We start from the raw sequence: 23217 nt of genomic DNA, 5'->3' as shown, positions 1-23217 counted from the left end.
ACAAGGTCGCTCCGCCGCAAGCGGACGGAAATTTCAGACTGAGCCTTACTCCACTCCGGTTCATGAAATTTCCGGGTCGGTGCCAGCGCGCGGCGCCGCGACTCGTGACACGATTTGTGATGGTCACAAAACTCGGGATGCGCAACTGTGCTGGTGCCAAATGCCGGGCATTAACCCTGCCGCCGATTTCGATCCTCCCGTATCGTCGGCGGCGTGAACTTCCTCCCGCCATGATCCAGACCATCGCCGCCAAGCCCGAACGTGCGCCGCTCTACCTCGAGCTCGCCCGCGAAATCCAGGAGCTCGTCGAACAGGGCACGCTCCGTCCCGGCCACCGGTTGCCGTCCGTCCGCCGGATGGCCCTCCAGCGCGACGTGAGCATTTCCACGGTCATTCAGGCTTACACGGTGTTGGAAAACCGCAGCGTGCTCGAGGCGCGGCCGCAGTCGGGTTTCTATATCCGGCCGCAGCTCGTCGGCCAGGCCCTCGAGCCGCGGATGGCCAAGCCCATGGCGAAGCCGAGCTACGTCGGCGAAAACGACCTCACCGCCGAGATGCTGGCGCTGTGCGCCGATCCTGACTTCGTGCAGTTCGGCGCGGCGTGCCCGCACCACACGCTCTTCCCGACGCGCAAGCTGGCGCGGCTCGTCGGCTCGGTCTGCCGCAACGATCCCGCGATGCTCGGCCGCTACGCGATGAACTGGGCCTACGATCCGCTCACCCGCGAGATCGCCCGCCGCTACCTGCAGTGCGGCGCGCCGCTGTCGCACGACGAGCTTGTCATTACCATCGGCTGCGCCGAGGCGATCAATCTGTCGCTGCGCGCCGTCACCAAGCCCGGCGACACCGTCGCGGTCGAAACCCCCGCCTACTTCGGCTTCCTCGAAACGATCCAAAGCCTCAACCTGCGCGTACTCGAGATTCCCACCGAATCGCGCACCGGTCTCTGCCTCGACGCGTTCCAGGACGCGCTCGCGCACAACGACGTGAAGGCGCTCATCGTGATGCCGAGTTTCCAGAATCCGCTCGGCTCCTGCATGCCGGACGAGAAGAAGGCGAAGCTCTACGAGCTCCTGCAGCAGCACGACGTGCCCGCGATCGAGGACGACATCTACGGCGACCTGCACTTCGGCGAACGCCGGCCCAAGCCACTCAAGGCGTGGGACACCGACGGCCGGGTGCTGTTGTGCAGTTCGTTCGGCAAGACGCTCGCGCCGTCGCTCCGCGTCGGCTGGTGCGCGCCGGGCCGTTATCTCGAACGGCTCCGGCGGCTCAAGTTTACGAATACCCTCGGCACGCCGGTGATTCTCCAGAAGACCGTCTCCGACTTCCTGCGCAACGGCGGCTACGACCACCACCTGCGCTCGATCCGCCGCGCCTACCACAACCAGCTCCACGTCGTCTCGCAGGCGGTGCTCCGCTATTTCCCCGAGGGCACGCGGCTCAGCCGGCCGCAGGGCGGGTTCATCCTCTGGATCGAAATGCCGCCGCGCGTCGACGCGGTCAAGCTGCAGCGCGACGCCGCGAAGCAGCGGATCTGCGCCGCGCCCGGGCCGCTGTTCTCCGTCAAGGACCGCTACCGCAATTGCCTGCGGATGAACTGCGGCCTGCCGTGGAACGACGTGATCGAGCAGTCGCTGCGCACGCTCGGCGAACTGGCGAAGAACCAGCTCGCCGCCTGAGCCGGCGCAGATCGCGTGGCACGGGCGTCCCGCCCGTGAGTCTGTAGCTGCCCATGAAGCGCCACGTCGCCATCCTCGTCTTCGACGACGTCGAGGTCCTCGACTTCGCCGGACCGTTCGAGGTGTTCGCGCTCGCCGACGAACTCCACGATCACGCCGTGTTTCATACCTTCACGCTCGCGCTGAAACCGGGCACCGTGCGCACGCGCAACGGCCTGAAGATCGTGCCCGACTTCACGCTCGAAAGCTGTCCGTTGCCGCACGTATTCGTGATTCCCGGCGGGGCCGGCACGCGCCCGCTGCTGCAGATGCCCTCGCTCCTCGAGTGGCTGCGCGTGAAGTCGCGCAAGATCGAGCTCCTCATGAGCGTGTGCACGGGCGCACTCGTCCTCGCGCGCGCCGGACTGCTCGACGGACTGCGCGCGACGACCCACCATGCGTACCTCGACGAACTCCGCGCCCTCGCGCCGCGCACCGAGATCGATCCGGAGGCGCGTTTCGTGGACAACGGCCAGGTGCTCACCGCCGCGGGGATTTCCGCGGGCATCGACTGCTCGCTGCACGTCGTCGAACGTCTGCTCGGCGCCGCCGCCGCGGAAACCACCGCGCGCACCATGGAGTATCGCCGCGCCTGACGCCCGCGTGCCGATTCGTTGCTGATTCCGCCCATGTTCCAAATCGCACTGATCGGCGACTATTCTCCGGAGATCACCGCGCATCGCGCCATCCCGCTGGCCCTCGAACGCGCCGCAGCCGAACTCGGCCGATCCGTGTCCTGGCACTGGGTGTTGACCCGCGACCTGCACGATCCGCCGCGCGACCTCGCTGGTTGCGCCGGGCTCTGGGTCACACCAGGCAGTCCCTACGAAAACACTCCCGGCGTGCTCGCGGCGATTCGTTGGGCTCGCGAAACGCATCGTCCGCTGCTGGGCACCTGCGGCGGCTTTCAACACGCGCTGATCGAGTTCGCGCGCAACGTCCTCGGGCTCACCGCTGCCGATCACGCGGAGACCAATCCACATGGCGGCGAACTCGTCGTCACGCGACTGACCTGCTCACTCGTCGAACGCACGCAGCAGTTGCACTTCCTCCCCGGCAGCCGAGTGCAGGCCGCGTATGGCGCGGATTCAGCCGAGGAGGGCTATCGCTGCAACTACGGCCCCGCTCCGGCATATCGCGCCGCGTTTGAGCGCGCCGGTTTGCGTTTCACGGCCTTCGACGAGGACGGCGCAATCCGCGCGGCCGAGTTGCCCGCTGACGTGCATCCGTTCTTCGTGGGGACTCTCTTCCAGCCCGAGCGTGCCGCTCTTGCCGGCCGCACTCCGCCGCTGGCCCGCGCGTTCGTGGCCGTCGTCGCCAAGGAGTAAGCATGGACTCATCCGGCTCCTCGCCTGAGCCACTGCGCCGGCGGGGCCGCGACCACCATGCTTGCGCCGCCTGCAACCGCGCGCATCTTTCGTCGTCAAAGAGCCCATGAAAATCATTTTTCCCCTCCTCGCCGTGCTGCTCGGCGTGGCGCTGACCGGGTGCGATACGTTCGACCGGCGCGCCCGGCAGAAGGCCGCGGTGTTCGAGGCGCTCGCGCCCGAACAGCGCGAGAAACTCCGCCGCGGGGAGATCGAGCTCGGTAACACGCCCGATATGGTTTACATCGCCTTGGGCGCGCCCAACGAGAGGCGCGAAAAAGCCACGCCCAGCGGCCAGGAAATGACCTGGGTCTACAATACCTACTTCCAGCAATACGAGGGCGAGTTCCACGCCGGTTACCGGCGCTACGTGGTCTTCGACCCCCGCAGCCGCCGCTACATCGTCTATCACGAGCCGGTCTACACCGACGTCTACAGCGAGCACGAGGAGGAGAACATCCGGATCAAGTTCCGCGACAACCGCGTGATCGAAATCGAGCAGCCCAAGCGCAGCGCGAGCTGACGGCGCGCTTCATCGGGGGCCCGCCGCGTGAGCGGCGGGATCGAGCATCGGTCGCGTCCTCGTCTTGCCGCGCCGGCCGCTTAGCCCGGATATTTCATGAAATATCCGTCCTCCGGGGCGACTCCGTCGGGGCTAACCGCGACAAGGTCGCTCCGCCGCAGGCGGACGGAATTTCGGACTGAGCTTCAATCCGGTTCATAAAATTTCCGGGTTAGTTCGCCATCCCGACGTATTTCACCTTCGGCCGGCCCCCATCCTCGATCCGCAAGAAGAAACTGCCCAGCACGCCCGGCTCGATCGTGACCTTGCGCGGCCTGTTGGCGTCGCGCGCCGGCGCCCAAAAGTTTCCGTCGACCACGCGCCAGCGCTGACCATTGGCCAGCGTCAGCACCTTCCCCGGTTCATAACCGCGAAATCCGCTCGTGATCTCCGTCTCCACGGTTTCATACGCGATCTCGGTGCCGGGCTTGAGCACCACCCGCATCCGCGCGAACAGCCCGGGTGAGGACGGCTTCGTGGCGGTGCTCGCGTTCGTTATCGCCGAATCACGCGACGCGGCCGCGTCGTGCTCCGCGGCGTCGCGTTCGCGGCGCGCCTGCACCAACGCGTCGAGCCGCGCGAGTTCCGCGGCGCTGAGCTTGTCCAGCCCGGCCGCCGCGAACTCTGCCGGCGTCAGACTGCGCGAGAATTCCGCCGCGCTCATCGCAACCACCAGCCCCGCCCAGCAAACTACGACCCGCATCCCGCGCCACAGCGATTGCATGCCCCGGCAAATAGTCCGCGTTCGCCGCGCCGCAAATTATTTTCCGCCCGCTGACTCCGCGCTTGCCAATGAATTTGCCCCGCGTGTCACTGAGGTCCCGTATCTGTCCGCTGTGTAGCATGGCCGGCCGTCTCTCCCAACTCCTCGATCCCGCCCGCATTTCGCTGCAGGTAAAAAACGTGAAGCGCACCTCGGCGCTGCACGAGGTCGCCCAATTGCTGGCGAATCATCCCGACGTATTGAATTTTGAAGGTTTCTACGGCGAGTTGCTGGCGCGCGACCGACTCGACAGCACCAGTCTCGGCCATGGTTTCGCCGTGCCGCACGCCCGGACCGATCACGTGCAAAAGATCGTGCTCGCGGTGGGCCGCAGCGAGGCCGGTATTCCGTTCGACACCGGCGAAAACGTGCGGCTGATGTTCATGCTCGGTACGCCCAAGGCCCGCCCCGGCGATTATCTGCAGGTGCTCAGCACGCTGTGCCGGGTGCTCAAGGACGGCTCCACCCGCGAAGCCTTCCTCACCGCGCCCACGCCGGAGGACTTCATGCGGATCGTCGCGGACGCCGAAACCAAGTTGCTCGGCCCCGCCTGAGCCTCGCCCAGCGCCGCCCGGACTGCGAGGTCTCTCCCATGATCCAGTCGTTCGTCTTCAGCGATGGAAAGCTGATCGGCCGCGATCTCGAGCTGCAGGCTCTGCGGCTCGTCGGCGCCGACAAGGGGCTCATCGTCTGGGTCGATCTCGACAATCCCACCGACGAGGAAATCAAGGCGATCCTCGAAGGCGTGTTCCAGTTCCACCCGCTCGCCATCGAGGACTGCGTCACGCCCAGCTCGCTGCCGAAGGTCGAGGACTACGAGAACTACCTGTTCATCGTCACCCACGCCATCGACTTCACCCGGTCGGAGAAATTCGCCAGCACCGAGCTCGATCTCTTCCTCGGCAAGGAGTTTCTCGTCACGTTTCATCGCAAGCCGCTGAAGTCCGTCCAAAGCATGATCGACCGCGTCACGAAGAGCGTCGGCGTGATCGCGCGCGGCCCGGACCGGCTGGCGCACGGACTGATCGATTTCCTCATCGACAACTACCAGCCGGTGCTCTCCGAGCTCGGCGAGGAATTGGAGGAAATCGAAGAGGCCGTGCTCGCGAAGGATTCCGGCGAGGAGTTCATCGGTGAGATCATCCAGGTGCGGGGCGATTTCTCCCGGCTGCGCAGCATCGTGCGACCGCAGCGCGATCTGATCGACCGGCTCGCGCGCGGTGACAGCAAGCTGATCCGTCCGCTCCTGCTGCCTTACTTCCGCGACCTGCGCGACAATCTCGCTCGCATCGAAGACTCCGCGGCCAGTTATCACGAGCGTTTGCTGATGGCGTTCGACATCTACCTCAACAAGGCGGCGTTCGAATCGAGCCGCGGCATCAAATTCCTGACCGCGCTCACCGCCGTCACCCTGCCCGCGGTCCTGGTGGGCGGCTGGTACGGGATGAACTTCGTGCACATGCCCGAGCTGCAATCGCCGCACGGTTATTACTGGGCGCTCGGCCTGACGATCGTCTCGACCGTGCTGATGTCGATCTACCTGAAGAAGAAAAACTGGTTCTGAGCCTCGCGCTACGGGGCGCCCGCCCCCGCCCGCTGCTCGCGACCACGGGTGCGCCGCAGCAGCTGCTCCAGCCGCTGCTTCACCGCCGGCCATTCGGCCGCAATCACCGAATACATCACGGTGTCGCGCACGAAACCGTCGGCCATCACCATGTGCGCGCGGAGCACGCCTTCCTTGATCGCGCCGAGCCGCTCGATCGCCGCTTGCGACCGCAGATTGCGGGCATCGGTCTTGAGCTGTACGCGATTCGCCCCGAGCACCTCGAACGCATGCCGCAACAGGAGAAACTTGCACTCCGTGTTGATCGCCGTCCGCCGCGCCTCGCGGCCCAGCCAGGTGCTGCCAATCTCCAGCCGGTCGTCCCGCGCCGAGATATCCATGTAGCTCGTGCTGCCCACCGCGCGGCCATGCACCAGATCGATGATCGCAAATGGCAGCGCCGTGCCCAACTGCTCCTGCCCGCGGCGCGCCTCGATCCACGCGCGCATCTGCTCGCGCGAGACCGCCGGCGCACAGGGGAAGTAGCGCCAGATTTCCGGCTCGCTGCCCGCCCGCGTGAGCTCGTCGAGATGCGCCGGAACCAACGGTTCCAACCGCACCCGGGCTCCGGTCAAAATCACGGGCAAAACGCGCAGCATCCGCAGCCGTGTGAATCCGCCGTGATGCGACCGCAATGCGAAAAACGCCGCTGACGCGAAACCGGTTTCGATGTTGCCAACCACCCCGTTCCCGCGTCCCCTTTCGGTGCCGCTATGGATACCCCTCCTGGTTCCATTCCGTCGCCGTACGAGGGATTGCAGGTCACGGCGGGGGAACTGTTCCCCCTCACCTGCCCGCATTGCCAGCGCCGGTTCGGCGACGTGAAGGACTATCTCTCCCGCACCACGCCCATCTTCTATTCCTCCGGCTTGATGCAACAGGAGCAGCCCGGCAGCGGCACCTTCGTGCTGCTCGTGCGCAACTGCCTTTGCGGCACCTCCCTCGCGCTTCGCTGCCAGGACCGCCGCAGTCGCAGCGAGGACGCCCAGCGCCGGCGCCAGCAGTTCAACCTCCTGGTGGGGCTGCTGCGCGAAGCCGGCGTTGATGCCGAAGCCGCGCAGGCCGAAGTTCGCCGCCTGTTGCAGGCACGCACTCCTTGACTCCGCCGGCCGCTCCGCCGCTCGTTGTCCGCCGGATGATTCAAGCGCTCGTTTTCGATTTCGACGGCCTCATCATCGACACGGAAACTCCGTTGATCGACGCTTACGCGGCCGTGCACACCCGGCATGGGGTTCCGTTCGATCGCGCGGTGTTCATCCGCAGCGTCGGCCATGCGGAGTACGCCTTCGACCCGTGGCACGGCTTCAGCCCGCATGCCGATCGCGCCGCGCTCGAACTCGAGCGTCGCACGGTGAAATCCGATCTGCTCGCGCGCCAGCCGGTGCTGCCCGGAGCGGCTGAGCTGATCACTGCCGCCCGATCCCGCAACCTGCGCATCGGCCTCGCCTCGAACTCCGAACACGCGTGGGTCGAGCCGCACCTGCGGCGCATCGGGCTACTTCCGCATTTCGATTTTCTCGCCTGCCGCGAGGACGCAGCGTCGCCAAAACCCGAACCGGACCTCTACCGACTCGTGTTGAATCGGTTCGGACTTCGCGGCGACGAAGCCATCGCATTCGAAGATTCCGCCACCGGCGTGCTCGCCGCGAAGCGGGCCAATCTCTGGGCCGTCGCGGTGCCGGGGCCATCGACCGCCCATCACGATTTCTCGCCCGCGGACCTGCGCGCCACGTCGCTCGCCGAGTTCAGCCTCGACCACCTGCTCACGCGTTTTGCCGGGCAAGCGGCTTCGCCACGCGGGTAGTTGCGCAGACTCGGTTGCCGCCTGCGGCGGCTACGTCAGCGCTGGGATCACCCAGGCGAAGCCGTCCGTCATCCACTTCGGCTCCGCGGGAGACTATCCGCCCAGTTCTTCCCAACGCGCGTAATTCGCGGCGATCTCCTGTTCGAGTTCCTGCAACCGCGCGGTCGCTTTCGCCACGTCCGCCCCTGCCCGCTTGAAGAACGTCGGATCCGCCAGCTGGTTAGTCAGCTGCAGCTGCTCGGCCTCGAGCGCCTCGATCCTTCCCGGCAGTGCTTCCAACTCGGCGCGCTCGCGGTTCAGCAGCTTCCGGGGTTTGGCGACCGGCTGCGGCTCAGCTGGCGCGCTGTTTGTCCGCGCCTTTTCGGCTTCGCGCCGCTTTTCCTCGACCGCCGCTTTCGCCGCGCGCTCGCGCTGCCAGTCGTCGTAGCCGCCGAGGTATTCCGTCACGCGACCGTCGCCCTCGCCCTCGAACACCAGCAAGCTCGTGCACACCTCGTTGAGAAACGCGCGATCGTGGCTCACCAGCAGCAGCGTCCCGCCAAACTCCACCAGCAGATCCTCCAACAACTCCAGCGTCTCGGCATCGAGATCGTTGGTCGGCTCATCGAGCACGAGCACGTTGCAGGGTTTCGTGAACAGCCGCGCCAGCAACAGCCGGTTCCGCTCGCCGCCGGAAAGCGCCCGCACCGGGGTGCGCGACCGTGCCGGCTCGAAAAGAAAATCCTCCAGATACGAAATCACGTGCCGCGTGCGGCCGTTGATCGTGACCGTAGTGTTCCCGTCGGCGACGGCGTCCTGCACGCGCAGGTCCTCGTTCAGCTGCGCGCGGAGCTGGTCGTAGTAGACGATCTCCAACCGCGTGCCTTGCTCGATCGTGCCTTCCTGCGGCGCGAGTTCGCCGAGCAGCAGCCGCAGCAGTGTCGTCTTGCCCGCGCCGTTGGGTCCGACGATGCCGATCTTGTCGCCGCGTTCGATCCGCACGTCGAGGTGCCGTACGATCCAACGCGCGTCCGCGGCGTGCCGGAAGCCCGCATCCTTGCATTCAATGACCTTGAACCCGCTGCGGTCGGCTTCCTGCGCGGTCAGTCTTGCGGTACCTGCGCGTTCACGTCGCGCCGCCCGCTCGGCCCGCATTTTCTCCAGCGCATGGATTCGGTTCTGCGCGCGCGAACGCTGCGCCTTCACGCCGCGACGGATCCACTCCTCCTCCTGCGCGAGTTTCTTGTCGAACTGCGCCCGCTGCACCTCCTCCGCCTCGAGTACCGCCTGCTTGCGGACAAGGAACGTGTCGTAGTCGCACGCCCAACCGATGAGCTGGCCGCGGTCGATCTCGATGATCCGCGTCGCGAGTTTCCGCAGGAACGCGCGATCGTGCGTCACGAACAGCAGCGCGCCGCCCCATTGCAGCAGGTAGTTCTCGAGCCATTCGATCGAGGCAAGATCCAGGTGATTCGTCGGCTCGTCGAGGAGCAGCAACTGCGGCTGCTCCACGAGTCCCCGCGCCAGAAGCACGCGACGCTTTTGTCCCGCCGAGAGCGAGCCGAACGCCGCCTCTGCCGGCAGCCCCATGCTCGCCAGCAGCCGCTCCACGCGATCGTGCCGCTCCCAGTCATTGTGCTCTTCGAACGCCCCGCCCTCGCCTTCCACGACCGCGCGCACGGTTCCCACGAGCCCGGCGGGCACCTCCTGCTGCAACCGCGCAAACGCCGCGCCCGCGCTGCGCATCACCTGACCGCTGTCCGGCTGGAGTTCACCCGCGATCAGCTTCATCAGCGTCGACTTGCCCGCGCCGTTGCGGCCGACGAGACACACGCGTTCGCCGCGGTCGATCTGCAGATTGACGCGGTCCAGCAACGGCGCGCCGCCGAAGCTCAGGCTGACATCGAGGAGACTCACCAGGGCCATGAAGCCGGTCACGTTGCACGCCCCGCCCCGTCCCGCGCAAGCCCGCCGACGCTCCACGCGCCTCCTTTCCCGTCCCGCCCACCTCCGCTGCCGTCCGCGCTGCCCCGCTACCTTCCGCGCTACCGCTGCCCTTCGCGCGACTCCGCTGCCCTCCGCTGTACCCTCGGGCCAATTTCACGTATTACGTGAAATTGTTTACTCAACAGGTCGGCGTGGAGCGCGACGGTGCGGCGGGGGGGCGCAGGCTTTCTCGCGCGTTAACCATGCTGAACGATCGAGAGGGCCCGCGCGTTACGAGACAAGGCAGCCTTTGCGGTTAGATCGGCTCCTGCCGCGGAGCAGACTATCCGGTTGCGGCGGCGACACCTTCTGGCTTGCTCGCACTCATGCCCGCGGTTTCGAACCCGGCCGTCGCGTCGACTCTTCCCCCGCGCTACAACGTCTTGGGCGTCGGTGTCTCCGCGCTTACGCTGGCGCAAGCTCGCGACCTTGTGCTCCGCGCGCGTGGCGCGCAGCGACTCGGGTACGTTTGCTTGTGCAACGTGCACAGCGTCGGCGAAGCCCGCGCCGATCCGGATTTTCGTCGGATCCTCAACCGCTCCTATCTCACCACGCCGGACGGAATGCCGTTGGTCTGGCTCGCGCCGCACGGCGTAGAGCGCGTCTACGGTCCCGACCTGCTCGGCGCCGTCTGCAACGCCGGCCGCAGTGTCCGACTACGGCATTTCTTCTACGGCGGCCGGCCGGGCATCGCCACCGAGCTCGCGCAACGGCTCGCGGCGCGTTATCCCGGTCTGGAGATTGCCGGCACGTTCACACCGCCGTTTCGGCCATTGCAGCCTGACGAGGCGAACGCGCTGCGCGCCGAGATCGCCCGCACCCGGCCCGATGTGATCTGGGTGGGGCTGAGTACCCCGAAGCAGGAGCGGTTCATGGCGGCGCATTGGCAGCAGCTCGAGGCCGGCCTGCTCATCGGCGTCGGCGCCGCGTTCGACTTTCACGCCGGCCGCGTGCGTCAGGCGCCGCGCTGGATCCAGCGCAGCGGATTCGAGTGGCTGTTTCGTCTCTGCCTCGAGCCGCGTCGGCTGGTCGGTCGCTATCTCAAGACGAATCCCATTTTCCTGCTCCGTGTGGCGCTGCAAAAAACCGGAGTGAAGCGCTACCCGCTGGTCGACTGACGTGTGGCGCGGTCGCAGCCCTTTACCCGCTGTTGCCAAAAAAAAGCCCGCCGTCGCCGGCGGGCTGCACCTTCACTTCCACTTCAAGGTTTCGTGCGTCACGCCGCGCGGCGCGGCTCGACCAGCGTAGGGCTGAACGGCAACGGCGACGCGATGCCTGCCCCCGCCACCGCCAGCCCATTGCCAGGCTGCCGGGCGACGCGCACGAGTGCCGCGAGTTCCTCAGCCGCCGGCACCTCAAACGCCGGAACTGCCTCTTCCTCCGCGCCCGCCGGTCCGTGCTCGAGCAGCAACGCCAGACTGCCGAGGATCCGCCGCCCGAAGTAACTCAGCGCGATCGAGATCATTACGGTGCTCATCAGTCCGAGCCAGAGCGCCCGCGTGCTCGATCCGTCCGGTCCTGTTGCGGGACACCACTCCGGCACCAAGCTCGGCAGCAACCCGAACACCGCCCCGATGATCATGAAGCCGATCGCATGTTTGAAATTCATGGTCCGTCTTTCAGCCGTGATCGTGCCAACGCTCCGGCGGAATCCGTAACCTCCGCCCGTTCCGGCAACTCCGTTTTCTCAGCCGCCCCGCGCCCGCGAAAATTCCCGCATTCCGCACGAACCCGCTTTTCTCGCTCGTGCAAACCGCGGGAACCAGCAGGGGCGTTGGCATCCCCGCGGCGACACGATGCGCGCGCGCCGCGTTCCCCGGAGCTTTCCCGATACCGGCCACCGCAACCGTGTCAGTGTCCGCTCAGGGTTTTGTTCACGGCTCCCAGCAACCGCGTTATCGGTGCTGCAACTCAGATATCGCCCAGTCGCGGCCGCAGCACGATCTCCTCCACGACCGTGCGCCGCGACATTCGGTAAACGTCATAAAACGCCTGCGCCACATCCTCCGTCGGCATGATCCGCTCCGGCGCCACTCCGCTGCCCGACCACGATGGCGACCAGGTCGCGCCCGGATGCACGCAGCACACGCGCAGCCCGGCGTCCCTGGTCTCGGCGCGCAACGCTTTCGCCAGTCCCGTCACCCCAAATTTGGCCGCCGTATAAGCCGCGCTCGCCGGATAGGCGGCCAGCCCGGCAATCGAGCTCATGAAGAATACGTCGCCGCTCCCGCGTTTCAGCAGCGCCGGCAGGAACGCGTGCGTAACGAGAAATGCGCTGCGCAGGTTCACCGCCACCATCGCGTCGAAATCCTCCACCGTCGTCTGCGCGAACTTCTTCGGCACGAATCCGCCCGCGTTGTTGATCAACACGTCGGGCAGGCCGAACCGCTGCGTCACCACCTCCGCCATCCGCGCGACCGAGCCTGCGTCCGTCACGTCACAGCCGAACACGTCCGCCTCGGCTCCGGCTCCCCCGCACGCCTGCGCCACGCCTGCCAGCTTCGCCTCGCTGCGCGCGACCAGAGCGAGCCGGACGCCCGGCAGTTCGCGGGCAAACACCTGTGCAATCGCCTCCCCAATTCCCTGCGACGCGCCGGTGATGAGAACGAGCGGCTTGTTTTCTCCCGCGGATTTCGCGGATGGGCGCGGATTATTCATGGGGATCACGGACGACGCGTTTCCACTGTAGTTTGGCAAACTTGAAATTGAGCAGGAGTGCGAGCTTGAGTCCTGTGACCGCGAGATACCCAATCATCTGCCGAACGTGCGTGTCCGTGAACGCCTCGACGACCTTAGGATCCGCCACCACCAGTCCATTGACGATGGTGTCTGGAACAAGAGTGCCGATCAGCTCGCCAGAATAGTGCACCGGAAACGCGCGCTGCTGCTCCACCGTATGCCCGCGCTTCCGGAGTTCTATGACCAACGCGCGTTCGTAGAGCTTTTCGTCGAGCCCTGGGCCGAGCTCGTTGAGCACCGCCATCGCGGCACCGATGATCTCTCCGCTCAACTCTTCGTGAATCATTGCCACAATCCGCGTCCATCCGCGCCATCCGCGGGAACGATCGAATATTGGCCTCTTAGCACACCAGCGATTGGAAATCCATGAAGTCCGCGGTGAACCCGCCCTTCACGCCTTTGCAGATCACGCTCACGGCATCGTGCGAGTGCAGCGATTCGAGGTGCGAGCACGCGATCCGGAAATCGGCGATCTTCTCGTCCGCGTCGAATTCCCGATACAGCAGCCGCGCCGCATCCTCGACGAATTTCAGGTGCGCCCCATTGAGCTCGGCGAACGCCTGCTCGTCCTCGCGTTTCACCATCACCTGCGTCTCGGTCTGCAGCGCGCGGAGGCAGTGCGCGTGCACGTCCTCGATCCAGATCTTTTTACCCTGCGTCTCTTCCACGACGATGCGCGCTTTGCTGCGCTGCGAGTGCGGCACGCTGTAAACCCCGCGCTGGTCCCGCGCGTGCTCCGCCAACTCTGCCGAGCACGGGCACGCCGACGAGTAAACGAAATCGAAATGGATGAACCGCCGGTAGTCGCCCTTCCGCGTCAGCACGCCCTCGAACGCGACGTTGTAGAACTGGTAGCCTTCCAGCCCGCTGCGCAGGCTGCGGTGCAGCATCGGATAGGAGAAACTCACCTTCAGCCGCGCGTCCTTGCTCTTCACGTTGCGCAGGTAGGCGCAGAGGATCTTGCCCATCCACTCGCCGGTGAACACCTCGTCCTTGTGGTCGTAGAACGAGCGCACGATCCGGCTCATGTTGATCCCCTTCAAGTCCGCCTCGAGCGAGACCGTACCGGTAATGCTCGCCTCGAGCGTCAGGATCTCACCCTTTTTCGTCCGGAACTTCAGCGGCAGTTTGAAGTTCGACACGCCCACCTGCTGGATCGGCACGTGCGCGCCCTGGATGGCCGCATACGCCGCCTCCATCATGTCCGGCAGCGAAGCCCGATAGGCCGCGTCCACCTCGAACGCGGGATCGTAGCGCCGCTGGATCTTGGGCGCCGCCCCACTGGCGGACTCATGGAGATACATCGACTTCTTCTTCTTGCTCATGTCGTTTTGATGCGGCGCCGTCCCGAGGCGTTACGCCCGCGCCGGCGCATCGGGTCCGAAATACTCGGCGAAATTCCGCGGCGTCTCATACAGCCGCACGCAATGCAGCTTCCCCGCGGGCAACGCCGGTTCGATCTGATCCCAAAACGCGATCACCAGATTCTCGGTCGTCGGAATGACGTTGCGCAGAAAATCCACGTCGTCGTTGAGGTTCCGGTGATCGCAGCGGTCAACGACCGTCTCGTGCAGCACGCGCTTCAGCTCGGACAAGTCGACGATGTAGCCGGTCTCCGGGTCGGGCTCGCCGCGCACAGTGACCTCGAGCACGTAGTTGTGCCCGTGCCAGTTGGGACTGGTGCAAAGCCCATACTGGTTCGTGTTCCATGCCTGGCTCTTGGTCGGGTTGTAGAGCCGGTGCGCCGCGTTGAAGTGCACCTGCCGCGTGATGAACACGGTGCCGCGCAGCACGCGCGGTGAGCGCGCGGCGGATCGGCGGCGGCGGGACTTCGCAGGCATGAAGGGGGCAGAGGTAGCGAAATATCCCACCGGGTCAATCGCCCCGACCGTAACAGTTCGGCCGAAATAGCTTCTGCTCTGTCGGATAACAGGAGCGTGGCACGGGCGTCCCGCCCGTGGACGGCGCCCCGCGCCGCCTACTCACGAAATCGCGGATAACACGACGGATTCAACAATCGCGTCGCCGCGCTCAGGGCTTCCCTGAGGAACTCATGGCGCTCCCCCCGATCTACCGCTTTCAGATTGAACCACTTGTCCGCCCGCGCTGACCTGTGGTGGGTCCGCTGCAGCTCCTGTCATGAAAATCCGCAAAGCCCTCGTCACGGCCGCAAATCCGCGCCAACGCACCCTCCCGCTCCAGACACTCGTTGACCCGCACGGCGAAACCAAAGCCGCCCTCCAGATCATCCTGGAGGAGGCCGCCGGTGCCGGCGTCGACGAATTCTGTGTGATCGTCTGCCCCGGCGATGAATCCGCCTACGCCGAAGCCTGTGGCACGCTGCGCGAACGCGTGCGGTTCATTCCGCAAAGCACCCCGCGCGGCTACGGTCATGCCGTGCTCTGCGGCCGCGAGTTCATCGGCGACGAACCGTTCCTTCATCTCGTCGGCGATCACCTGCACGTTTCGCACAACGACAAGAGCTGTGCGCGCCAGCTGATCGACATCGCCGTCGCCGAAAACGCCTCCGTCTCCGCCGTCCAGCCGACGCGCGAGAGCCAGCTCACGTCCTACGGCGCCGTCGGAGGCCGGCTCGTCGGTGGCGAACAACCACTTTATCAGATCGAATCTGTGCTCGAAAAACCGACGCCGTCGGTCGCCGAGCAGCAGCTGATCGTCCCAGGCCTCCGTGCGGGTTTTTATCTCTGCTTCTTCGGACTACACGTCCTCGGCGCGGAAATCTTCTCGCTGTTGGAACAGCAGCAGGCCGCCGCCCCCGACACGCCGCTCAGTCTTTCGCCCGCGCTGCACGCGCTCGCCAGCCGGCAGCGCTACCTCGCGTTTTCGGTTGCAGGCCGCCGTTACGACATCGGTGCGTCCTACGGATTGCTCTTCGCTCAGCTCGCGCTGTCGCTCTCCGGCCGCGACCGCGACCACGTCCTCACCCAGCTCGTCGAACTCCTCGCCGCGCGGCCGAAAGAGTGATGAACGGAACGGTGCCATCTTTCGAAAGAGATGCTGGGGACGCGACGCCCTCGTCGCGTCGCTCGAGCAGAACCGCGACGAGGGCGTCGCGGCTCCAGTGCTGCCGATTTGTGATCGAACTCTTCGCGCATCCCGATCGCGGCCGCTTGTTAGGTCACGCTTTCGGGACGCTCGTGTGTTTCATGGTCCCAGCTTCCTTTTCATGACTCTTCGCGTCTCCGACATCATCGACGCACCCGACAAGTCCACGCGCGATCTCGCGATCGATCGCTGGGCTGCCGATCGCTCCGCCGCCGACCTGCTCGCCGCCTGCGCCGAGCTCGACGCGTATCGCCGCCGCGAGACCAATCTCTACAAACGCGTCCGCGCACTGTTCTTCATCACGGCGATCCACCGTTACCACCTGCCGCGCCGGCCCGAGCTGCCACGCTCCGGCCGCGTGCCGTTCGCCGGGTTTACCCACCTGCTCGAGCGCCGGTTCGAGGAGGCCATCGCCGACTTCACCCGCGCACAAAACGAACAAGGTCCAAGCGAAACGCTCTCCAGCGCGCTCGCCGCGGCGCACCACGCGCTCGCGTTCCAAACCCTCGCCGACCAGGTCCGCCGCACCGTCCGCTCCACGCGCGGCAACGCGTGGATGTTCCGGCTCGGCCACCCGCTCGACCAGCCGCTGCGCGTCCGGCCCGAGCTCCTCGCCCGCCGCGAAGGCGACGCCGCTTACCCGCTCCTCCGCGAACGCACGCCCGTCCGGATGGACCTCACGCATTGTGGCTGGAGCGACATTTTTTTCCTCGGAATGGATTTCCCCGAGGGCGCACGCGTGCTCAACATCTCCATCGATCTCGGCGTGCACGGCCGCGACACCGCGCCGCGGCCGCCGGTCGAAGCCTATTTTCGCGTGATCGACGAGCCGGTGATCCGGCTCGCCAGCGTCGACCTCGAAACCACCGCGCGTATCACGACGCTCGACGAGGTTTTCGATTTCGGCCGCGATTATCTTGGCCTGCTCAAGGCCGCGATCATCGCCGCGGGCATCGTGCCGCCCGGCATCGAACGCTCCGGCGCCAGCCTCGCCGACTTGCTCGCCGCGATCTTCGGCAGCGGCCGCGGTTTCGAGCTGGTCAGCAACGTCAACCGGATCCCGAAGGGTTCGCGGCTAGCGGTGTCCACGAATCTCCTCGGTGCGTTGATTGGCGTCTGCATGCGCGCCACGCACCAGATCAAATCGCTCACCGGTCCGCTCGAGGAACCCGAACGGCGGATCGTCGCCGCGCGCGCCATCCTGGGCGAATGGCTCGGCGGCTCCGGCGGCGGCTGGCAGGATTCCGGCGGACTCTGGCCGGGCATCAAGTTGATCGAGGGCGCGCTCGCCGAACCGGGTGATCCGGAATACGGCACCAGCCGCGGCCGGCTGTTGCCGCAACACACGCTGCTCGGTGCCGAGCGGATTTCCGCGGACGCGCGGCGCAAGCTTCAGGACTCGCTCGTGCTCGTGCATGGCGGCATGGCGCAGAACGTCGGGCCCATCCTCGAGATGGCGACGGAGAAATACCTCCTGCGCAGCGAAGCCGAATGGTCCGCGCGGCTTCGCGCGGTCTCGACGCTCGACGAAATCCTCGCACTGCTCGCCGCCGGAAACATCAAGCAGCTCGGCGCCGCGCTGACGCAGAATTTTTCCGGCCCGCTGCAGACGATCATTCCGTGGGTCACCACGCTTTACACGGAGCAGCTGATCGCGCGCACGCGCGCCGCCTTCGGGGAGGACTTCTGGGGCTTCTGGATGCTCGGCGGCATGTCGGGCGGCGGCATGGGCTTCATCTTCGCGCCGGAGCGCAAACGCGAGGGCCAGGAGAAGCTCCGCGAGATCATGCTCGCCACCAAGCGCGAGATGCAGGCCGCGCTGCCGTTCGCGATGGATCCGGTGGTCTACGATTTTGCCATCAACGAACACGGCTCGGTCGCCGCCGTGTTGCACGGCGATGAGGCCTTGCTGCCGGTGGACTACTACCGTCAAGCCGTGCCCGGCTGGTTGCGGCGCTCCGCGCGCGAGCTCACGCCGCTCGAACGCGCCGATCTGCAGCAGTTCACGCGCGCCGCGCGCCGCCTCCCGGAGTTCGGCCAGGCGCTGCCCACGCTGCTCGATCAGCTCTTGCCCTCGGGCGATGCGAACGATCGGAGCGGCGCCCGGCTGACCGAACTGCTCGAGACGAACGGCTTCGACCGCGCGCAGCACGAGCAGATTCGCGCCGATCTGCGCAGCGGCCGGATCGGACTTGCGATGAACCGGCTGCCCGCGAACACGCTGATCGAGGACGTGCCAGCGGCAGCGTTGTTCGATGCCGGTGGCACGGGCGTCCCGCCCGTGATGGCAGATCAACCCCATGGGCGAGACGCCCGTGCCACGGCTGATCTCGCCGCGTTCCGCGCCGCGGGCGAAGCCGCATTGAAACGCGGCGAAGTCGCGATGATCACCTACGCCGCCGGCGTGGGCAGCCGCTGGACGCAGGGCGCCGGCGTGGTGAAAGGGCTGCATCCCTTCGCCAAGCTCGGTGGCCAGCACCGCAGTTTCATCGAAGCGCATCTCGCCCGCACGCGGCGGTCGGCGCAGGAGCACGGCACGACGATCCCGCACGTGTTCACCACGAGCCACCTGACGCACGCGCCGATCGAGCGCTGGCTGCGGCAGGCGACGGGCGAGGCGTTCGACCGCGACGTGTTCCTTTCCCCCGGCCGCTCGATCGGACTTCGGCTCGTGCCCACCGTGCGCGATCTGCGATTCGCGTGGGAGGAAACCGCGCAGCAGAAGCTCGACGAGCAAAAGGAAAAGATGCGCGAGAGCGTCCGCGCCGCGCTGACGAATTGGGCGCACACCGTCGGCGAGGGTTCCGATTACACCGACAACCTTCCCGAGCAGTGCCTGCATCCGGTCGGCCACTGGTTCGAGATTCCGAACCTGCTCAAGAACGGCACGCTCGCCCGGCTGCTCGCGCGCTACCCGCAGCTGCGCACGCTCGTCGCCCACAACATCGACACGCTGGGCGCCTCACCCGATCCCTTGCTGCTCGGCTGGTTCCAGAGCACCGGCGCCACGCTCGGCTGGGAAATGATTCCCAAACGGATCGAGGATCACGGCGGCGGACTGGCGCGCGTGGACGGCCGGCTGCGGATCGTCGAGGGACTCGCGCTGCCGCGCGAGGAAATCGAGTTCAATCTCCGCTACTACAACAGCAACACGTGCTGGATCGACATCGACCGGCTGCTTACGGCCTTCGGCCTAACCCGTGCCGATCTTGCGAACGCGGAAAAAACCGCCGCCGCGGTGCGCACGCTCGCCGCGCGGCTGCCAACCTACGTGACGCTCAAGGATGTGAAGAAGCGTTGGGGGCACGGGCAGGAGGACGTGTTTCCGGTCGCGCAGTTCGAAAAGCTCTGGGGCGACATGACCGCGCTGCCCGAGTGCACCAGTGTGTTCGCCGTGGTGCCACGCCAACGTGGCCAGCAGCTGAAGGACCAAGCCCAGCTCGACGCCTGGCAGCGCGACGGCTCCGCCGCCTACGTGGAGAGCATCTGCTCGTGGTAGGGCGGGTTGTCCCCAACCCGCCGCTCCGCTGTTGGCCGATCAACCTGACGGCGCGTTAGGGATAACGCGCCCTACCGCGCGCTCCACCTTTACTCCCGCCTGACACTTTTTTGTTTGGCGCAACGCCCTGCTGGGGGTTCAAGAACCATCCAGCATGGCCATGCGGTTCAGCATTCTTGGCAGCGGCAGTTCCGGCAACGCCGCGCTCCTCGTCACCGAGGGCGCGCGCGTGCTGGTCGACGCCGGGTTCTCCGCCCGCCGGCTCGGCACGCTGCTGGCCGCCGTCGGTGAGTCGCTCGACCGGATCGACGCCGTGTTCCTCACGCACGAGCACGGCGACCACTCGGGCGGCATCGAGGGCCTGAAAAAATTTCCGCACATCCAGATCTTCGCCAACGCCGGCACGGCCCGCGCGGTGCAGGCCGGGCTTTCCTACCGGCCGACCTGGCACCTGTTCGAGACCGGCGCGCGTTTCCTGTTTCGCGATCTGGAGGTCACCACCTTCTCGGTGCCACACGATGCCCAGGAGCCGGTCGGGTTCCGGTTCACCTCCGGGCACGACGGCGATTTGTTTTCGCCGCGACGCTCGCTCACGTTTTTGACCGACCTCGGGCATGCGCCGCTGAACGTCCGCGAACAGCTGCGCGACTGCTGCGTTGTCGTGATCGAGGCGAATCACTGCCCCGAGTTGCTCAAAGCCGACACGCGCCGGCCGTGGCCCACGAAGCAGCGGATTAGCGGCCGGCATGGGCATCTCTCCAACGAAGCCGTGCGCGAACTCCTCACCGAGATCGCCTGCCCGCAGTGGCGGCACGTTTACCTGACGCACCTTTCGCGCGAGTGTAACTCCCGCGCCGCGGTCGAGCGGATGTTGGCCACGCTGCGCCCCACGCTCACCGCCTGCGAGTTCTCGATCGTCTGCCAAGGCGAGAGCACGCCGCTCTGCGACTGCGGGTGAGCAGAGATCCGAAAAGCGGAAGGTGGAACGCGTTGCCCTCAACGCACTGCACCACTCCGTGGCGTCCGAAAGCGCTAGGAATCCTCGCGGCCGGCGCGGACAGCCGTCCCTACCTCTCTCATCTCTCAACCCTCAACTCTCAACTGCTCCCTGCCCTCCGCTCTGGGCTCTAGACTTCCGTCTTACTTCGCGCCCTTCTTCAGGCTCTTCCGGTGCGCAATCGAGAACATCAAAATCGATCCGACCACGCCGAACGGTAGCATGTAGTAAAAGTAGTAACCCCAGCCGTAATTATCGAGGACGTAGCCGAGGATCGTCATCCCCAGCGCCGCGCCGAAATACTGGAAGGCGTCGATGCAGCCCGAGGCGAACGCCGCCATCTTGCGGCCGCCGATATCCATCGCCGCCGCCGGCCCGAGTAGCGAGTGCGTGGAGTTCACGGTGAACGACACCATGATGAAGAACCCGATCGCCCAGCCCACCGTGTGCACCTGCGTCGCCGCCAGAATGACGACCATCTCGATGATGTAGACCGCGCCGGCCACGGGCGCGCGCCGCGACTGGAAAAAACGGTCCGACACCCAACCGGAAAGAAACGACCCGCACGACGCCACCAGCGGGATCATGTAGCCCAACCACTGGAACTGCGCGCCCGTCATCTTGAGGTGATGCACTTCCTGGAAATACACCGGGAACCACTGGTCGATCGCCTGCCGCACCGCGCCGGTGCACGCATACGCCAGCGCGATGATCCACACCATCGGGTTCGTCACGATATGCGTCAGCACCGGCCAGATCTCCGCGCGAACGTTGGTTTCCGCGTGATCTGCTTCGCCTTTGAAGACATCGTGGAAGCCGGCCTCCTCCGGCGTGTCCTTCACCACGAACGCGAACACCACCGCCACGATCGAGGCGATGATCGCCGGCACCCAGAACACCCAGCGCCAGTGCAGCGGCGGCACGTTCATCATCGTGCCGATCGCGAAGCCCGCCAGCAGCAGCGGCAGCAGCTTGTTCGCCGCCAGCCGGCCGAGGTTGATCATGAACCCGAAGATCCCCGCAAACGTGCCGCGCTGCTTTTCGCTGAACCACGCGCTGTTGATCTTGATGAACCCGGGCGAGCCAAACGACTGGATGTAGCCGTTGAGGCCCCACAGTAGCGAAAACAGGCTCAGCATGCCCCAGAACGAAGCCGCGCCAAACAGCAGGTTGACCGTGATCGTGCCGGCCGCGCCGATCAGCATCGCCTTCTTGCCGCCGATGCGATCGGTCAGCAGCCCGTTGATGATCTGCCCGCAACCGTAGGCGATAAACTGCGCCGACAGCATCGTCGCCATGTCCGAGTTCGTGAACCCGAACTCGTCCTTGATCGCCTTGTTTGCATACGAGAAGTTGTAGCGACAGAAATAGTAGCTCGTGTACATCAGGCCCACCGTGGCCCAGTTCAGGCCGCGCCGGGCGCGCAGCCCGGGCGGATGGGGCGGATGAGGCGGTTGCAGCACGGGGCGGCTCGGGTGGCCGGCGTCGGAACTCATGGGCGCAGACTCCAAACGGAAACCGCCAGCGCTGCACGGAAATTCGCGCGCGCCGCCGGCGCACGCCGCGCTGATGCCACCATTCGGCTTCCGCCCGCCGCCATTGACGCGACGCCGCCTTGCCCCGACGTTTCCCCTCCACCACGAACCCTCCCACATGAACGTCACTCCCGACGCGTTTCGCCGCACCAAGATCATCTTCACCCTCGGCCCGGCCACCGAGAGCGAAGCCATGCTCGAAAAGATGATCGTCGGCGGCGCCGATATCGTCCGGCTCAACATGGCCCACGCCTCCCACGAGTGGACGCGCACCATCGTCCGCCGGATCCGCGCGATCAGCACCCGCGTGAACCGCGAGGTCGCGCTCCTGATGGACATCAAGGGCCCCGAGATCCGGACCGGCGACCTGCCCAGCCCGATCCAGCTGAAACCCGGCGAGATCTTCGACTTCACCGTGCATCCGAGCACGTCGCGCGAGTCCGATCAGGAGGTGCGCTCCGTCGACGTCAACTACCGCGATCTCGTCAACGACATCCAGATTGGCGACACCGTGCTCGTCGACAACGGGCTGATCCGCCTCGAGGTCCTCGCAAAGGACCAGGCGCACATCCGCTGTCGCGTGCTCATCCCCGGCCAGCTCAGCTCCCGCCGGCACATCAATCTCCCGGGCGTGCGGATCAACCTGCCGGCCTTCACCGAGAAAGACCGCGTCGACACGAGCCTCGGCATCGCCGAAGGCGTCGACTTCATCGCGCTGTCGTTCGTGCGCGAGGCCAAGGACGTGAACGATCTCCGCACCTTCCTGCACGAGCATGGCTCGAAGGCGCGCATTATCGCCAAGATCGAGGACCAGTCCGCGATCAGCAATCTCGACGAGATCATCGAGGCCTGCGACGGGCTGATGATCGCGCGCGGCGATCTCGGCATCGAGTGTCCATTCGAGGATCTGCCGGTCATCCAGCGCCGCGCCGTTCGCGCCTGCATCGCCAAGGGTCGTCCCGTGATCGTCGCCACCCACATGCTGGAGTCGATGATCAGCCAGCCCGTGCCCACCCGCGCCGAGATCACCGACGTCGCCAACGCCGCCTACGAGCGCGCCGACTGCGTGATGCTCTCGGGCGAAACCACCGTCGGCAAATACCCCCTCGAGTGCCTGCAGATGCTCGACAAGATCGCCCGGCGGATCGAAGCCGAGATGGACCCCGATCATCAGGAGCCGCTGAATTTCTCGACGGAGAAGATGAAGATCCTCCACTCCGCCGTCGTACTCGCGAACGAGATTCCCGGCTCGAAAATTCTTACCTTCACGCGTTACGGCTACATGGCCCAAGGCCTCGCGGCGCTGCGCCCCACGTGCGCGGCCGTCTACGCCTTCACGCCGACCATCGAGGTGCTGCGCCAGATGCGGCTGCTGCGCTCGGTCGAGCCGTTCCTGATGCCGTTCGCCGCCAAGCCGGATGCCACGATCGAGAACGCGATCGAGATGTTGCGCCAGGCCGGCCGGATCAAGCCGGGCGACAAGCTGATCGTCGCCACCGACATTCTCGCCGCCGACCGGCTCGTGGACGCCGTCCAACTCCGCACCGTGCGGTAGCATCTGGGAGCGCGGCGTCCCGCGCGCATTCGGGGCCGCCG

General features: G+C 66.1%; 22 protein-coding genes. 13 read left to right on the top strand and 9 right to left on the bottom strand.

Annotation, left to right across the window (positions count from 1 at the left end):
- The first annotated feature begins 230 nt into the window (after window positions 1–230).
- The 4 genes from OTER_RS08015 (at window position 231) to OTER_RS08000 (ending at window position 3611) form a co-directional block, all read left to right on the top strand.
- Window positions 231–1682: an aminotransferase-like domain-containing protein gene (locus tag OTER_RS08015; RefSeq protein WP_012374404.1), complete on the top strand. Its 1452-nt coding sequence runs from the start codon at window positions 231–233 to the stop codon at window positions 1680–1682.
- 53 nt (window positions 1683–1735) lie between these two features.
- The gene (locus tag OTER_RS08010) at window positions 1736–2317 is read left to right on the top strand and encodes a DJ-1/PfpI family protein (protein ID WP_012374403.1); all 582 of its coding nucleotides are present in this window, start codon (window positions 1736–1738) and stop codon (window positions 2315–2317) included.
- Between the two features lie 33 nt (window positions 2318–2350).
- Complete coding sequence (locus OTER_RS08005) at window positions 2351–3049, top strand: CTP synthase C-terminal region-related (seleno)protein (protein WP_012374402.1); 699 nt, start codon at window positions 2351–2353, stop codon at window positions 3047–3049.
- 106 nt (window positions 3050–3155) lie between these two features.
- Entirely contained in the window at window positions 3156–3611 is a 456-nt protein-coding gene (locus tag OTER_RS08000) for a hypothetical protein (RefSeq protein ID WP_012374401.1), read from the top strand.
- Window positions 3612–3822: 211 nt separating this feature from the next.
- On the opposite strand, the gene OTER_RS07995 is transcribed toward OTER_RS08000, so the two are convergent.
- The gene (locus OTER_RS07995) at window positions 3823–4374 is read right to left on the bottom strand and encodes a hypothetical protein (protein WP_012374400.1); all 552 of its coding nucleotides are present in this window, start codon (window positions 4372–4374) and stop codon (window positions 3823–3825) included.
- 119 nt (window positions 4375–4493) lie between these two features.
- Here OTER_RS07995 and OTER_RS07990 point away from each other — a divergent pair, with 119 nt between their 5' ends.
- On the top strand, window positions 4494–4967 hold the full coding sequence (locus tag OTER_RS07990) for a PTS sugar transporter subunit IIA (protein WP_012374399.1): 474 nt from the start codon (window positions 4494–4496) through the stop codon (window positions 4965–4967).
- 38 nt (window positions 4968–5005) lie between these two features.
- Entirely contained in the window at window positions 5006–5977 is a 972-nt protein-coding gene (corA, locus tag OTER_RS07985) for a magnesium/cobalt transporter CorA (protein ID WP_012374398.1), read from the top strand.
- 8 nt (window positions 5978–5985) lie between these two features.
- Here corA and OTER_RS07980 read toward each other — a convergent pair whose 3' ends face one another.
- Complete coding sequence (locus OTER_RS07980; protein WP_202796025.1) at window positions 5986–6597, bottom strand: GNAT family N-acetyltransferase; 612 nt, start codon at window positions 6595–6597, stop codon at window positions 5986–5988.
- A 132-nt stretch (window positions 6598–6729) separates the two neighbouring features.
- Between OTER_RS07980 and OTER_RS07975 the strand changes: the two genes are divergently transcribed.
- Window positions 6730–7116, top strand: coding sequence for a hypothetical protein (locus OTER_RS07975; RefSeq protein ID WP_012374396.1), 387 nt, complete (start codon window positions 6730–6732; stop codon window positions 7114–7116).
- A gap of 35 nt (window positions 7117–7151) precedes the next feature.
- The gene (locus tag OTER_RS07970; RefSeq protein ID WP_012374395.1) at window positions 7152–7820 is read left to right on the top strand and encodes an HAD family hydrolase; all 669 of its coding nucleotides are present in this window, start codon (window positions 7152–7154) and stop codon (window positions 7818–7820) included.
- Between the two features lie 93 nt (window positions 7821–7913).
- Here the strand turns inward: OTER_RS07970 and OTER_RS07965 are convergent, their stop codons facing one another.
- On the bottom strand, window positions 7914–9725 hold the full coding sequence (locus tag OTER_RS07965) for an ATP-binding cassette domain-containing protein (protein ID WP_012374394.1): 1812 nt from the start codon (window positions 9723–9725) through the stop codon (window positions 7914–7916).
- A 386-nt stretch (window positions 9726–10111) separates the two neighbouring features.
- Here OTER_RS07965 and OTER_RS07960 point away from each other — a divergent pair, with 386 nt between their 5' ends.
- Window positions 10112–10903, top strand: a complete 792-nt coding sequence (locus tag OTER_RS07960; protein ID WP_012374393.1) for a WecB/TagA/CpsF family glycosyltransferase — start codon at window positions 10112–10114, stop codon at window positions 10901–10903.
- 98 nt (window positions 10904–11001) lie between these two features.
- On the opposite strand, the gene OTER_RS07955 is transcribed toward OTER_RS07960, so the two are convergent.
- The 5 genes from OTER_RS07955 to OTER_RS07935 form a co-directional block, all read right to left on the bottom strand.
- Window positions 11002–11394 (bottom strand): hypothetical protein, encoded by a 393-nt coding sequence (locus OTER_RS07955; protein ID WP_012374392.1) that lies wholly within the window; start codon window positions 11392–11394, stop codon window positions 11002–11004.
- A gap of 302 nt (window positions 11395–11696) precedes the next feature.
- Window positions 11697–12443 carry an SDR family oxidoreductase gene (locus OTER_RS07950; RefSeq protein WP_012374391.1) on the bottom strand — a complete coding sequence of 249 codons (747 nt, stop codon included), beginning with the start codon at window positions 12441–12443 and terminating at the stop codon, window positions 11697–11699.
- On the bottom strand, window positions 12436–12810 hold the full coding sequence (locus OTER_RS07945) for a GxxExxY protein (protein WP_012374390.1): 375 nt from the start codon (window positions 12808–12810) through the stop codon (window positions 12436–12438). The genes OTER_RS07950 and OTER_RS07945 overlap by 8 nt, the downstream gene beginning before the upstream one ends.
- A gap of 55 nt (window positions 12811–12865) precedes the next feature.
- The gene (gene folE2, locus OTER_RS07940; protein WP_012374389.1) at window positions 12866–13849 is read right to left on the bottom strand and encodes a GTP cyclohydrolase FolE2; all 984 of its coding nucleotides are present in this window, start codon (window positions 13847–13849) and stop codon (window positions 12866–12868) included.
- Between the two features lie 30 nt (window positions 13850–13879).
- Window positions 13880–14365: a 6-pyruvoyl trahydropterin synthase family protein gene (locus OTER_RS07935; RefSeq protein ID WP_012374388.1), complete on the bottom strand. Its 486-nt coding sequence runs from the start codon at window positions 14363–14365 to the stop codon at window positions 13880–13882.
- A 298-nt stretch (window positions 14366–14663) separates the two neighbouring features.
- On the opposite strand from OTER_RS07935, the gene OTER_RS07930 reads away from it, so the two are divergent.
- From OTER_RS07930 to OTER_RS07920, 3 genes are all read left to right on the top strand, one after another.
- Entirely contained in the window at window positions 14664–15509 is an 846-nt protein-coding gene (locus OTER_RS07930; RefSeq protein WP_012374387.1) for a sugar phosphate nucleotidyltransferase, read from the top strand.
- A 202-nt stretch (window positions 15510–15711) separates the two neighbouring features.
- Window positions 15712–19089, top strand: a complete 3378-nt coding sequence (locus OTER_RS07925) for a UTP--glucose-1-phosphate uridylyltransferase (protein ID WP_012374386.1) — start codon at window positions 15712–15714, stop codon at window positions 19087–19089.
- 154 nt (window positions 19090–19243) lie between these two features.
- The gene (locus OTER_RS07920) at window positions 19244–20047 is read left to right on the top strand and encodes an MBL fold metallo-hydrolase (protein ID WP_012374385.1); all 804 of its coding nucleotides are present in this window, start codon (window positions 19244–19246) and stop codon (window positions 20045–20047) included.
- A 182-nt stretch (window positions 20048–20229) separates the two neighbouring features.
- On the opposite strand, the gene OTER_RS07915 is transcribed toward OTER_RS07920, so the two are convergent.
- Window positions 20230–21582, bottom strand: a complete 1353-nt coding sequence (locus OTER_RS07915) for an MFS transporter (RefSeq protein ID WP_012374384.1) — start codon at window positions 21580–21582, stop codon at window positions 20230–20232.
- 157 nt (window positions 21583–21739) lie between these two features.
- On the opposite strand from OTER_RS07915, the gene pyk reads away from it, so the two are divergent.
- Complete coding sequence (pyk, locus tag OTER_RS07910; RefSeq protein ID WP_012374383.1) at window positions 21740–23176, top strand: pyruvate kinase; 1437 nt, start codon at window positions 21740–21742, stop codon at window positions 23174–23176.
- The last annotated feature ends 41 nt before the right edge of the window (window positions 23177–23217 follow it).

Origin of the sequence: Opitutus terrae PB90-1, assembly GCF_000019965.1 — a bacterium.
Classification (GTDB): Bacteria; Verrucomicrobiota; Verrucomicrobiia; order Opitutales; family Opitutaceae; genus Opitutus; species Opitutus terrae.
The sequence above is the reverse complement of the archived record's forward strand: the minus strand, read 5'-3'. Positions and strand labels throughout refer to the sequence as shown.